The organism is Virgibacillus sp. CM-4, assembly GCF_000445495.1.
Lineage (GTDB): Bacteria > Bacillota > Bacilli > Bacillales > Amphibacillaceae > Virgibacillus > Virgibacillus salexigens.
This window is the reverse complement of record NZ_AUQA01000005.1, coordinates 154226-168169: the sequence shown is the minus strand read 5'-3', so window position 1 is coordinate 168169 and position 13944 is coordinate 154226. Positions and strand designations below refer to the sequence as shown.

Annotated in this window: 13 protein-coding genes and 1 pseudogene; 9 read left to right on the top strand and 5 right to left on the bottom strand. The window is 37.1% G+C overall.

Translation table 11 applies throughout. The features are described from left to right. Positions 1 to 4: 4 nt before the first annotated feature. The 6 genes from gatC (at position 5) to rlmD (ending at position 6743) form a co-directional block, all read left to right on the top strand. Positions 5 to 295 (top strand): Asp-tRNA(Asn)/Glu-tRNA(Gln) amidotransferase subunit GatC, encoded by a 291-nt coding sequence (gene gatC / locus M948_RS32950; RefSeq protein WP_021290741.1) that lies wholly within the window; start codon positions 5 to 7, stop codon positions 293 to 295. A gap of 11 nt (positions 296 to 306) precedes the next feature. Next, positions 307 to 1776, top strand: coding sequence for an Asp-tRNA(Asn)/Glu-tRNA(Gln) amidotransferase subunit GatA (gene gatA / locus M948_RS32945; protein ID WP_021290740.1), 1470 nt, complete (start codon positions 307 to 309; stop codon positions 1774 to 1776). Further along, positions 1773 to 3203 carry an Asp-tRNA(Asn)/Glu-tRNA(Gln) amidotransferase subunit GatB gene (gatB, locus tag M948_RS32940; protein WP_021290739.1) on the top strand — a complete coding sequence of 477 codons (1431 nt, stop codon included), beginning with the start codon at positions 1773 to 1775 and terminating at the stop codon, positions 3201 to 3203. The genes gatA and gatB overlap by 4 nt, the downstream gene beginning before the upstream one ends. A 204-nt stretch (positions 3204 to 3407) precedes the next feature. Beyond that, positions 3408 to 4322 (top strand): diacylglycerol kinase, encoded by a 915-nt coding sequence (locus M948_RS32935; RefSeq protein WP_021290738.1) that lies wholly within the window; start codon positions 3408 to 3410, stop codon positions 4320 to 4322. Between the two features lie 109 nt (positions 4323 to 4431). Then, the gene (locus M948_RS32930; RefSeq protein WP_021290737.1) at positions 4432 to 5286 is read left to right on the top strand and encodes an SDR family oxidoreductase; all 855 of its coding nucleotides are present in this window, start codon (positions 4432 to 4434) and stop codon (positions 5284 to 5286) included. Between the two features lie 74 nt (positions 5287 to 5360). After that, positions 5361 to 6743, top strand: a complete 1383-nt coding sequence (rlmD, locus tag M948_RS32925) for a 23S rRNA (uracil(1939)-C(5))-methyltransferase RlmD (protein ID WP_021290736.1) — start codon at positions 5361 to 5363, stop codon at positions 6741 to 6743. Positions 6744 to 7681: 938 nt separating this feature from the next. Here the strand turns inward: rlmD and M948_RS32920 are convergent. From M948_RS32920 to M948_RS32910, 3 genes and pseudogenes are all read right to left on the bottom strand, one after another. Continuing rightward, positions 7682 to 8629 (bottom strand): annotated as a pseudogene (locus M948_RS32920) (L-lactate dehydrogenase). A gap of 358 nt (positions 8630 to 8987) precedes the next feature. Continuing rightward, positions 8988 to 9257, bottom strand: coding sequence for a DUF1433 domain-containing protein (locus M948_RS32915; protein WP_196806072.1), 270 nt, complete (start codon positions 9255 to 9257; stop codon positions 8988 to 8990). Positions 9258 to 9332: 75 nt separating this feature from the next. After that, positions 9333 to 9611: a hypothetical protein gene (locus tag M948_RS32910; protein ID WP_031335424.1), complete on the bottom strand. Its 279-nt coding sequence runs from the start codon at positions 9609 to 9611 to the stop codon at positions 9333 to 9335. 112 nt (positions 9612 to 9723) lie between these two features. On the opposite strand from M948_RS32910, the gene M948_RS32905 reads away from it, so the two are divergent. The 3 genes from M948_RS32905 to M948_RS0121860 all read left to right on the top strand — a co-directional run bounded on the left by M948_RS32905 (position 9724) and on the right by M948_RS0121860 (position 12079). Then, a complete protein-coding gene (locus tag M948_RS32905; protein ID WP_021290727.1) occupies positions 9724 to 11121 on the top strand; it encodes an alpha/beta fold hydrolase in 1398 nt (465 codons plus the stop codon). A 32-nt stretch (positions 11122 to 11153) separates the two neighbouring features. Continuing rightward, on the top strand, positions 11154 to 11474 hold the full coding sequence (locus M948_RS32900; RefSeq protein ID WP_021290726.1) for a hypothetical protein: 321 nt from the start codon (positions 11154 to 11156) through the stop codon (positions 11472 to 11474). A 239-nt stretch (positions 11475 to 11713) separates the two neighbouring features. Next, entirely contained in the window at positions 11714 to 12079 is a 366-nt protein-coding gene (locus M948_RS0121860; RefSeq protein ID WP_031335422.1) for a cupin domain-containing protein, read from the top strand. Positions 12080 to 12295: 216 nt separating this feature from the next. On the opposite strand, the gene M948_RS32895 is transcribed toward M948_RS0121860, so the two are convergent. After that, positions 12296 to 12862 (bottom strand): DUF4256 domain-containing protein, encoded by a 567-nt coding sequence (locus M948_RS32895; protein WP_031335421.1) that lies wholly within the window; start codon positions 12860 to 12862, stop codon positions 12296 to 12298. Between the two features lie 368 nt (positions 12863 to 13230). Next, a complete protein-coding gene (gene tatC, locus M948_RS32890) occupies positions 13231 to 13932 on the bottom strand; it encodes a twin-arginine translocase subunit TatC (protein ID WP_369759874.1) in 702 nt (233 codons plus the stop codon). Positions 13933 to 13944: the final 12 nt, after the last annotated feature.

Here is a 13944-nt window from a genome sequence, read left to right as displayed (position 1 = left end):
GATAGTGGCCGATATTTCAAAAGATCAAGTAAAGCACGTTGCTCATTTGGCTCGCTTAGATATAACGGAAGAAGAAGCGGAAATGTTCACGGATCAATTAAGCTCTATCATTACATATGCGGAACAGCTTAATGAATTAGATACGACGGATGTAGAACCAACAACGCATGTATTGGATATTAAAAATGTGCTACGTAAAGATGAGCCAAAGAAATGGATTACACAAGAGGAAGCAATGAAAAATGCTCCTGATCAAAAAGATGGGCAGTACCGTGTGCCATCTATATTGGAGTAGGAGGGAAAAGTATGTCGTTATTTGATTATACGATTAAAGAATTAGAAGCGAAACTACATATTAATGAAATAACCGTTCAAGAATTAGTAGAAACTTCATATCAACGAATTAAAGAAGTCGATGGAGATGTTCATGCATTTCTTACATTAAATGAAGAACAAGCTATCGCATATGCAAAACAATTAGACGAGTCATCGGAACGAAATAAATCCTTGTTCGGAATGCCTGCAGGGGTCAAAGATAATATTGTTACGAAGGCACTACGTACTACATGTGCTAGCCAATTCCTCGATAATTTTAATGATCCATTGTATAACGCAACCGTCGTGGAAAAGTTAAACAACGAGCAAGTCGTTACCATCGGAAAATTGAATATGGATGAATTCGCTATGGGTTCTTCGAATGAAAACTCAAGCTATGAACCAACTCGAAATCCATGGAATACCGATTATGTACCTGGTGGGTCTAGTGGTGGTTCAGCTGCTTCGGTAGCTGCTGGGGAAGTATTATTTTCATTAGGTTCTGATACTGGTGGTTCGATCCGTCAGCCAGCTGCATTTTGTGGTGTTGTAGGATTAAAACCAACATATGGCCGAGTATCACGATTTGGTCTAGTTGCCTTTGCGTCATCCTTAGATCAAATTGGCCCAATTACCCGTAATGTTGAAGATAATGCACGTGTATTAGAAGTAATTGCTGGTCACGATCCAATGGATTCAACCAGTGCGGATGTTGAAGTTCCAGCCTATACGGAAGCTCTAACAGGTGACGTAAGAGGACTTAAAATTGCGGTACCAAAAGAATATTTGGCTGAAGGTGTAGACCCTGAAGTTAAACAATCCGTGTTAGAAGCGTTAAAAGTTTATGAATCGTTAGGCGCGACATGGGAAGAAGTTTCCTTACCACATTCAAAATATGCTGTTGCTGCTTATTACCTACTATCTTCATCTGAAGCTTCAGCAAACCTTGCCCGATTTGACGGTGTTCGTTATGGTGTTCGTTCCGAGAATGCAGATAATATGATCGATATGTTTAAGAAATCACGAAGCGAAGGATTTGGCGAAGAGGTAAAGCGTCGTATTATGCTAGGAACATTCGCGCTTAGCTCTGGTTACTATGATGCATATTATAAAAAAGCTCAAAAAGTACGGACGCTAATTAAAAATGACTTTGATAGCATTTTTGAAACATATGATGTTGTTATTGGACCAACCACACCAACACCAGCGTTTAAAATAGGGGAAAAAGTAGATGATCCATTAACCATGTATGCGAACGATATTATCACCATCCCAGTTAACTTGGCGGGCGTGCCAGGTATTTCTGTTCCTTGTGGTTTTTCTGAAAAAGGACTGCCAATCGGCTTACAAATTATTGGGAAGCATTTTGATGAGAATACGGTTTTTCGTGCAGCACATGCTTATGAACAAGCAACAGATCATCATAAACAACGCCCTCAATTAGGAGGTGCCAACGCATGAATTTTGAAACAATCATTGGTTTAGAGGTACACGTTGAATTAAAAACAAACTCGAAGATTTTTAGCCCGAGTACAAATGCATTTGGTACAGAGCCGAATACGAATGTAAATCCAATTGATCTAGGATATCCTGGTGTATTACCTGTATTAAATGAAGAAGCAGTTAATTTTGCAATGAAGGCTGCAATGGCCTTAAATTGTGATATTGCTACAAATACCAAATTTGATCGTAAGAACTATTTCTATCCAGATAATCCAAAGGCTTACCAAATTTCGCAATTTGATCAACCAATTGGAGAGAATGGCTGGATTGAAATTGAGGTAAATGGTGAAAAGAAACGAATTGGCATCACTCGTCTACACTTAGAAGAAGATGCTGGGAAGTTAACACACGGAGATGACGGTTATTCTTATGTTGACTTTAACCGTCAAGGTACACCATTAATTGAAATTGTATCTGAGCCAGATATGCGTTCTCCAGAAGAAGCATATGCGTATTTAGAGAAACTAAAAAATATTATTCAATATACTGGTGTTTCGGATGTGAAAATGGAAGAAGGTTCGCTTCGCTGTGATGCGAATATTTCCCTTCGTCCAATTGGGCAAGAAGCATTCGGAACAAAAACGGAATTGAAAAATCTAAATTCGTTTAGTTTTGTTCAAAAAGGGTTAGAATTTGAAGAGAAACGTCAAGAAAAAGAATTGCTAGCAGGTGGAGAGATTCTGCAAGAAACCCGTCGCTATGATGAAAAAACAAAAGAAACCATTTTAATGCGTGTCAAAGAAGGTTCGGACGATTATCGTTATTTCCCTGAACCAGATTTAGTTCCGCTTTATATTGACGAAGCATGGAAGGAACGGATTCGTCAAGATATTCCTGAACTTCCTGATGCCCGTAAAGAACGGTATATTGAAGAATTAGGTTTACCAGAATACGATGCTTCTGTTTTAACCAATTCCAAGCAAATGGCAGATTTCTTTGAAGATGCTATTACTAAGGAAGCAGATATGAAACAAGTATCTAACTGGTTAATGGGTGAAATTTCAGCATATATGAATAAGCATTATAAAGAATTAAATGAGTTAGCTATTACTCCAGAAGGTTTAGCAAAGATGATTAAGCTAATTGATGATGGGACCATTTCTTCAAAGATTGCTAAAAAAGTCTTTGCTGAGTTAGTGGAAAAAGGCGGAGATCCAGAGCAGATCGTTAAAGATAAAGGACTTGTTCAAATCTCTGATGAAGGTCAGTTAAGAGAGATTATCACAGGTGTACTAGATCAAAATGAACAATCGATTATCGACTATAAAAATGGGAAGAATAAAGCAGTTGGCTTCCTAGTCGGTCAAGTGATGAAAGCCACGAAAGGTCAGGCAAATCCGCCGATGGTAAATAAAATCCTGTTAGAAGAAATAGACAAGCGATAAGTAAGCTGAAACCAAAGGCTACCAATCTTATGCGGATTTGGTAGTCTACGTTTTGAAAAAAGCGATGTGTTTTTCGATGCATACCTCTTTTCAAAATGATCAAAAAGGTCTATGATAGATGTTGGACTGACTTCAATAAACGACCTAGTAACATTAATTATATGGTAATACCCTGCATAATTGATGCAATGCGGAGGGAATAAAATGAACAAAGCACGTATTATCTATAACCCTACATCTGGCAGAGAAGCATTTAAAAAAGAGCTACCAACTGTCTTAGAACGATTAGAAATAGCCGGTTATGAAACATCTACCCATGCAACGACTTGTGAAGGAGATGCAACAACGGCCGCAAGAGCTGCTGTTGATCGAGGATATGATCTAGTTATTGCAGCTGGTGGTGATGGCACAATTAATGAAGTTATTAATGGAGTTGCTGAACAAGAACATCGCCCCAAGCTAGGAATAATTCCAGTGGGTACAACAAATGATTTCGCTAGAGCCTTGCATATTCCACGAGATATAAACAGAGCGCTCGATGTTATCATTGATGGTCGATCGATCTCTTTAGATATTGGAAAAGTAAACGATCATTACTTTATTAATATTGCAGGTGGAGGGAAATTAACAGAGCTAACCTATGAGGTGCCTAGTAAGCTAAAGACAATGCTGGGACAATTAGCATATTATATAAAGGGCATTGAAATGCTGCCATCTTTAAAACCAACTAGAGCAAAGATTGAGTATGATGATCATGTGATCGATGAGGATATCATGTTATTCCTTATTTCAAATACAAACTCAGTTGCTGGATTTGAAAAATTAGCCCCAGAAGCCAATTTGCAGGACGGTTATTTTGATCTGTTAATTTTGAAGAAAACAAACTTAGCTGAATTCATACGAATTGCCACGCTTGCATTGCGGGGAGCACATTTAGAAGATAAACATGTGATTTACCACAAAGCGAAACATATTAAAATAACAACAGATGAAAAAATGCAATTAAATATAGACGGGGAATTTGGCGGTCTACTGCCAGGAGAATTCCGAAACCTGCAGCAGCATATCGAATTTTTTGTGCCAAATGAATTTCCTGATAAGGGTGGAGAAGATTACTGAGTACAGTAGTCTTCTTTTTGTAATGTATCGATTATAAGCAAGGTAGTTAGGGAAAGAATAGAAGATAATACGTCATATCTTAATTATTTTTAAGCGAGGAAATATAACAATGAAAATACTAGTTACAGGAGCCACTGGAAATGTCGGCAAGTTTGTGGTGAAGGAACTCTTACATATGGGAGAGGATGTTGTAGCGGCCGGAACAAATAAGAGCAAATTACGAGCGATGTTTGGAAATACGATAGATAAGGTAATTCTCGATTTAACGGATAACCAGACGTTTTCCAAAGCATTAGAAAATATAGACAGAGTCTTTCTTATGCGACCTCCTCATCTCGGTAAGCCAGATGATTTATACCCATTTATTCAAGCTATGAAGGATAAGGATATTCGACTTGTCTCTTTTCTTTCATTAATGGGAGTGGAGAAGAATCCATTTCCACCTCACCATAAGATTGAAAAACAAATAGAAGAAGTAGGAATCCCTTATGCGCATGTTCGCCCAGGTTTCTTCATGCAAAATATATCTGGGATTCATTCAGTAGAAATAAGAGATAGAGATGAGATTTTTATACCTGCAGGAAAAAGTAAGACAAGCTTTATCGATACAGCAGATATCGGTTTAGCAGCTGCGACATTACTTCATAACCCAATTAAATTTAAACATACTGCACATACAATTACAGGTAAAGAAGCCTTGAATTATTCCCAAATCGCAGCAATATTATCTGAAGTGACAGGGAGAACCATAACCTATGTATCACCAAGTCTTTTTCATTACCGTCACTATTATATAAAACGTCGAGGATTACCCAAAGATTATGTAAATGTGACAGTAGCACTTTATCTGATGACTAGACTAGGGACAGCAAAGGCAGTAACAAATGATTTCTATCATTTAACCAAGAAATATCCACGTACGTTTAAGGAATTCGCAATAGAAAATATCAACTGTTTTAGGTAACTGTATCATGCTGCTTATTCTTTATAAGATATGTTAAGATTAAAGCAGAAACTAGCACGTAAAGGAAGATAGACATGGCTAAACAAGCAGCACCAGTAAAAAAGAATCAGACGATCACACTCACTTTCGAAGATCTTACCCATGAAGGAAATGGGGTTGGGAAAGTAAATGGCTATCCTCTTTTTGTACCACATGGTTTACCAGGTGAAGAGGCGGTTGTAAAAGTTGTCAAAGTAAACAAGAATTTTGGTTTTGGCAAATTATTAGAGGTAAATCAGGCGAGTGATGATCGCGTAGAACCACCATGTGATGTTTATTATAAATGTGGTGGATGTCAGCTTCAGCACATGAGTTATGATATGCAATTAGAAATGAAACGAAATCAAGTGAAAAATGTGATGCGAAAAATTGCTCATATGGAAGAAGTTCCTGTACATTCTACGTTAGGAATGAATGATCCTTGGAGATATCGAAATAAGATCCAAATTCCCGTCGGTAAAAAGAATGGTGAATTAATTACTGGATTTTACCAAAAACGAAGTCACCATATTATAGACGATATGGATACGTGTGTAATACAAGATGACAGCAATGATCGACTTGTAGAAGCGGTTCGCCGAATTGCAGATCGATTAGATATCGAAGCATATGATGAGCAGCATAATCGAGGGGTATTGCGCCATATCATGGTTCGTACTGGAAGAGAAACCAATGACGCGATGATTGTTATTGTTACCCGTACACAAAAAATACCGTATCAAGACAAATTAATAAATGAATTAACGGAAACGTATCCGCATGTGAAATCAATTATTCATAATGTCAACAACGAACGTACCAATGTCATAATGGGTAAGAAAACAAAGGTTATTTGGGGAGACGAGTACATATACGATACAATTGGCGAGGTACGTTTCGCTATTTCGGCCAAATCCTTTTATCAAGTAAATCCACCTCAAACAAAGGTTCTATATGACAAAGCATTAGAATATGCAAACATCGGAGCGAATGATATTGTTGTTGATGCCTATTGTGGAATTGGAACCATTTCATTATTCTTAGCACAACAAGCGAAAAAGGTTTACGGTATCGAAGTTGTTCCAGAGGCCATTAGCGATGCCAAGAAGAATGCTAAATTAAATGGAATAACGAATGCAGAATTCGTTGTGGGTGAAGCAGAAAAAGTCATGCCATGGTGGAAAGCCCAGGGCCTGCGTCCAGATGTAATTGTTGTTGATCCACCTCGAAAAGGCTGTGAGGTAGATTTCTTAAACGCCATGATTGAAATGGAACCAAAGCGAATTGTGTATGTTTCCTGCAACCCGTCAACCCTAGCACGTGATTTGAAAATATTAGATGAAGGTGGCTATGAAACGAAAGAAGTCCAACCCGTTGATATGTTCCCACAGACAAATCACGTCGAGTGCGTAGCGTGGTTGGAAAGGAATTTTGTCTAATTAAAACTAACATCTCTCAATCAAAATAAACATTTCCGATTAAGACCCCGATTTCGTGAAAATAAACATTTCCGATTTCCGGGTCTTTTTCATGCTCATCCCTTGTCTTGTCTCGGTTTTTCTCGTGTTTCCATTATGCAACATTCTCGGAGAACTTTATTTTAAAACAGAAAAAAAGGTGAAAAAACAGGCGTATTTGAGGGGAGAAATAGAGTGTTTTTGAATCAAAAATCCTTCAAAATGGGGGTTCGGTCGGAAAACTTTATTTTTACTCGAACGGTGGAATGGGGGATTGAGATGGGTGATTTGAGGGATGTTTATTTTAATGGTACAAATTTGTCTAATTAAAATATAAATCACCGAACCAAAATAAACATTTCCGATTAAGACCTCGATTTCGTGAAAATAAACATTTCCGATTTCAGGGTCTTTTTCATGCCCATCCCTTGTCTTGTCTCAGTTTTCTCGTGTGTTTCCATTACGCAACATTCTCGGAAAATTTCTTTGTTAACTCAGAAAAGGCGAAAAAAAGCGGAATAACGGCATGTTTTTAACTGGACATGATAGAGTAGGGGGGTTCATTGCAAAGGGTTTATTTTAACTTGAACGGAGGAAGATGAGGTTGCGTAGCGTGAGTTCTGAGGAGTTATTTTAGGTGTACATAAATTATAGTTTTTATAAGAGAATAGCAGGTGAGTGGTCATATAGTGACCACTCGTATTTTTCTCGAAGTAATTTCCTGCTTTTTAGTTGATGCACTCTCGGTTTTTCTTTACGTGAGCATATATATCACCAGTCGTTTTAATACTCTTGTGACCAAGCACGCCCTGGTCATATTTTCGATCAAGTACAATGACAATGTCGAATCGTGTCAGCGGTAAAAAACAAAGTAGCTATTAGTGCACTAACTCTTTTCGACTATTAAACTAAGACCTTGGTTAATTTTCAAAATTAACGGTTAGGATCGCTTTAAGTACTTGAGCACTGTGCCCGAATTGTTCTTGTTGGTTTAAGCTGATTCCTACGATATTACGTATTCCTGTACGATTCACAACTGCAGGTACTTCGATATAAACGTCCTGTGTGTTATATTCTTTATTTAAATAAGCACTCACAGTCAAGATACTGTTTTCGTTGTTAAGAATAGCTTTGGTTATACGAGTCAGTCCCATAGCAAACCATAATAGGTTGCACCTTTTTTCTCGATGATATGGTAAGCTGCATCACGAACATTTGTAAAAATGTCATCCAGATCTTCCATGTTGTATTCTTTATGATGTTCTATTAACTCCAATATAGGCAGCACAACTGCCTATATTTGCATGAGTCCCATACGGGTAGTTCAGTGTCTCCATGTTCCCAATTATATTGGCATGAACGTTAGAAGATGTCACGTCAAAATATTCTCCTAATAAGAAGCGGAATCGACCAGAGTCCAGAATTGTGCCACTTCCGATGAAATGCTCTTTTGGCAATCCACTGAATTTCCAAGTCGCGTACGTAAGAATGTCTACTGGGTTCGTAGCAACTAAAAAGATCCCGTCGAATCCACTATTCATACATTGTCTACAATTGTTTTAAAAATGGCAAGTTCTTTTTCACAAGATCTAATCGAGTTTCCCCAGGTTTTTGGTTAGCCCCTGCACAAATACATACGATGTCGGCATCTTTACAATCTTCATAGTGACCGTCCCATGTTTTCGTTGGATTTGGAGCGAATACTTTTCCGTGGTTCAAGTCCATGGCATCTCCCATGGCTTTATCTTCATTTGTATCGATGATTACAAATTCTTCAGTAAGGGATTGGTTCAGCATAGCAAATGCATAACTATTTCCTACAGCTCCTGCTCAATAAGTGCAACGCGGTTCCCATGCTCTTTTGACATATGAATTCCTCCCCAAGGATAGTAACCAATATATGTGAAAAAATTCACATGAATTCCCCCTCGATAACAGCGAGCGCTTTCTTGTTTTTACAACTCATTCAAAAATTCTTAGTAATGTCAGAGAAAAAATTACCCCACCACCATCAATCGAGACTGTTGCAAAGAAAATTATATTTCGGTATAGAGTCTTCAACATTCAAGTATTATAAATGTCGACAGTGAAAGACCTTTAACAAAAAAACAATTTGCTGAGGAGCTTTATCGTTAGAAGCGTATCAATGGTAATTGATGAGTTGAATTCTAGAAAAAACTATAAAAAACATAAGGTATTTCCACATGCTGAATACCGTCCTGCTTATTATTTACACGATTGTTCTTTACATTCTTCCTTCCTTTCGGGGAACCCTTCACTCAACCCTATACTCCCTAAAGTATAATCATTTTCAACCCCTGCCGAAAAGTCAGCAACTCCTTCATTAACATTGCCATCAACGGTTAATCCTCCCATTGGACTTTGATAGATATCATCGACCTTAACGGATTCGATCCCCTCAAAATTATTTTTTAAATACTGCTTGACGGCTTCTGTAGCTTTTGTATCATCATAGGTTTCGATACTTGAACTCACATTACATCCAGTAAGCATTATAGTGGTAACTATAAAAAACATAAGATATTTCCACATGGTGAATATCAGCCCTATTTAATAATCACAAAATTTTTCCTTACACTCATCTTTTTCATCTGGAAAACCTTCTTCAATGCTAATGCCGGCTACCGTAAAGTCTTCATTTATAGTTATTGAGAAACCGCCTTTACTATTCACCTTACCATCAACAGTCATGGCTCCCATTGGACTTTGATAAGGTTCTTCTAGTTCAATAGATTGAACCCCTTTGTAGTTATTTTCAATGAAACTCTTAGTGACTTCATTAGCTTTAGAGATTGTTTCTTTATCGTACTTATCATTATTTTGGTTCAAATTACAACCCCCTAATAGTATAATGGTAATTATAATAAAAATTAATAAGTTCTTCTTCTTTTTCAATAAAAACACCTCTTTAAAAAGTTTAAAAGAGAAAGGAGAATTTTCTATGGGTAAGGGCGTTACCGATTTTGAAGCAAGTTTTATTTCAAACGAAACTTACAAAGATAACAAAAAAGAAATCAACTTTTCAAACAGTAACGGTGATAAAATCATCTGGAAATCAATCGAAACCATCAAAGATAAAGATACCGGCCTTCATGGCTATGTTCTACAGAACCCCAATACAGAGGAAGTTGTTATCAGTTTTCGTGGGACGGAAACCCCAAAAACGTCGACGAAACAAGTAGAACAAAAGTATGTTGGTTCACCCTCCCAAGATGCTCGCTTAGCCGGAGCTGGAGGAGGAGCAATACTAAAAGATGGTAATCTGATTTATGAAACGAAAGACACGGACTTTTCCGAATTCGTAAAAGATGTTCAGGAAGATGTAGAGGGAATCGTCCTTGGTGATTCCAATTATAGCAAAAAAGAATATGGAAAAACAGATTATTTGGCCACTCCATCTCAAGATGCAGCTCTCGCTACTGGTAAGGCTAAGTTAAACCCCAACGATCAAACCATCACGTATACCAATAAAAATCAATTTACCGAAGCGGATCATGTTGTAAATAAATATGTGCAGAAATATGGAGCCAATAATATTACCTTTGTTGGTCACTCATTAGGCGGTGGCCTTGCTCAATATTATGCAGTTGAGTATGATTCGAATGCCGTTACCTTTGCTGCAGCGGATGTCTTTGATTTATTATCTGAAGAAAATCAAAAGCGAGCATTAAGTGGTGAGTTTAAGGATAATGTCATTTCTTACACCTATCCGGATGATGCTGTAGGAACTTTCTATAAAGATTCGATTGGTTCTGTTTACTATATGGGTAATCCGGCAGAAGGAGGCTGGGGATTAAGTAGCCACGGCATTAAGAATTATATGGCTAATAGCATGTATGATGAGGAAGGCTATTTCTTGCCGGGGCTATTATACGATGAAAAGATACAAGATCAATTAACGATGTCTCCTCTAGTTTTGAAAAATAGTGGTGTTTCTGACTTTCATATTCGTATCCAGTCCAGTTTAATGGATGGTTACGTTACCGAGATGAAGGAAAGTGAGGAACAAATTGCAGCCACAAGAAAGGCATTGACGCATTTTCTCGATGACTACATAACCACGATGACCGAATTGAAAAATAAATACATGAGTGCTGTCGGTGTTGGCAAGTATGATAAGTTACATGCTTCTCATGTAGAGGAAATTTTCCATGATCTAACAGATATTGGGCCAGAAGGGTTGCCCATGCTATTGGATATCGGTGAATTGGAAGACCTATTGGCCAAACTCCAAAAATCTCATTTAGATACAGGAGACATTGCTTACAATATGGATAAGATGAGCAAGGACTTTGCCCATATGGATCAATTACTTGCTCAATGGTTACAACTTAAATAATGCAGTTTTGAAGTAGAAAAGTGGTGGGTTGAATGGAGGATAAGGATATTACTGACTGGTGGCAAAACTATTTAGAAACGAATAGGCAAGAAAAAGAGTTGAAAAAACAAATAAGAACTGATTTAGAATCAAATGTGGAATACTTCAAGCAATACCTTACCCATTGTTATGCGGTTCAACCGCTTTCGGAAAAGCATCGAGATATCATAAATAAATTAGAACATAACTTTGATGGGAAGGCAAACCAAGCACTATTACAACGATTCGAAAAGAACCAGTTTAACCTTATGGAAATTAATCTCATGTACAGAGATATCTATGAAAATATAAAGCTGAAATCTTGGTTTGGGTAGTGTGGACCAAGGAGTGTAATATTAACTGTATAAGTAAGCATACTTACTTTTGGGGCAACATTCATTAGATTCATGCTATTTTATTTATGGACGACATTGTAAAAGTTGACGGGATAGTTCTTTTTAAAATTAAAATGATTATTAACATGACTGTATTATAAATGTAAAGAATAGAAATTAGTTATTAGTAGGTAATAAAAATTAGTATTGACAGGAAGTTAAAAGATGGAGGGATAAATATCATATACCAAGCCATTAATCTAAGGGAAAAATTATCAAAATTCAGTGATCACTGGTCTCCCAAAATTATTAGTGAAATAAATGACTATCAATTTAAGTTAGTCAAAATACAAGGTGATTTTGTGTGGCATGATCACAAGCATACGGATGAAGTATTTATTGTGTTACAAGGTGAAATGTCGATCCTATTTCGAGATGGGAAAGTTAAACTCTCTCAAGGAGAGATGTTTGTGGTACCAAAAGGGATAGAGCATAAGACTTTTTCCGAAACGGAATGTCATGCCATGATAGTTGAACCTAAAGGTGTAGTCAACACTGGTGAGGTTGAATCTGGATTAACTGCCGAAAATGATGTTTGGATTTAAGGAATATTATTCTATTACTTATATTGAATAGAAAAACGATAGGTATATATTTTTCATTGGTACATTTGAAAAAGACAAGTTTTAAACGCATCAGCTTAATATTACTAATTTAACTAGTGATAGATTAGAGGCAAATGATTCAACAAGATTTCCGAGGTCGAAATGAACTATCGAACGCTTTTCTGGTCCAAGAAAAGCGTTCGATCATGGAATCATTCACACGCTTAACGAGCCACGGAATCCTCTGGCACCATAGTAAGAGGATGCGCCGTTGTGATAGACGAAGACATGCCCGAAGCGGTAATCGCAAAAAAGGGCACCGCCGAGTTCTCTGATATCAGAGGGGGTTTGTACCCAACTTGATGTTTTTAAATCGAAATCTTCAAGTTGCTGCAATGCTCGATATTGTTCTTCCGTTAAAATTTCAATGCCCATGTCAGTTGCCATATCAAAAGCATTATTTTCCGGTTTGTGTTTTTTCCTTGACTCCAGCGCTTCTCGGTCATAACAAACACTTCTACGACCTTTTGGGCTTTCTTTTGAACAATCATAAAAAATAAATTCGTTCTTCTTTTTATCATAAATAACGACATCTGGTTCGCCGCCAGTTCGTTCCATTTCGTTGAGTGACCATAGTTTTTCAGTGTTATTAGCCAACTTTGCTTGAACGTTATCCCATTCCAGTCCTTTATGGCGGTGCATGTTTTTTTCAAAACGATCTCTCAATGCATGTAATAACGCTTCACGCTGTTCCTTTGATAATTCCTGTTTATTCGTCACGATCGTTTCCTCCTTATTGTTTTTATTCCGTAATAGTTTAAGTATATATAAATGTAGCTTGATAATAAAATCGTTTCAATAAGTGGTTGAATTCAGTTTACAATAAATCTTAGGATAAAGTAAATGCCTTCTTCACCCTTATCAACCATTCAACCCATTCATAATAAGTAATAGAGTAGAAGAATGAAGAAGTAAAACGGAGGTATGTAGTGAGGTTCGTTTTGGAATTACATGTTGTCAGTATGCTATATGCTGTCATTCTATTTATTCCTATTGAACGGATGTTAAATAGCCGCAATTTTCATTCGAAATCGCGGCTTATGTACAGTTTTTTCTGAATGAATGCTACCAGTCACATCGTTCCTCATGTGTTAAGATTCGGATACACGTTGCCTGGTTAATACCCATTTCGATAATTGAATACTAATCTCGTATAGCAGGATGAGAGGTAATGCTACAATTAATGGCATGACAAGATCCGGTGGAGTTAACATGGTACATATAATAATTAATACAAAATAGGCATACTTCCTGATTTTCTTCATAAAATCTGGAGTTAGAATTCCAAGTGTTGTTAGGAACATGACAATGATTGGAAGTTCAAATAAAAAGGCAAATGGTATCGTCATTCCAAATAAAAATTTAAAGTAGCGGTCCACGGTTAACATAACTTCAAACATACCTTCAGATAAGGAAAGAATAAAAGGGAATATCAGCTTTACAAAAACTGCATAACCAAATACAAGACCACCAATAAATAATAAAAATAAGAAAGGGATGTATGATAAAGAAACCTTTCTTTCTTTTGCAGTTAACCCTGGCTTCACAAACGCCCAAATCTCATATGCGATGACAGGAATGATGCCCGTCAGTCCCACTAATCCGGCCATGCGGAAGTAAATCCAGATGATTTCCGAAGGGCTGATTACCATTAAATCGATATCAATATCATTGATAAAAAATGTGTAAATATAATCCACAAAAAGAAAACCTGTTAAAAAAAATAAAACAAACCAGCCAACGGTTACAAAGATTCGATTTCTTAATTCCGACAGATGACCAACGATATCCATTTCATTTTTGAC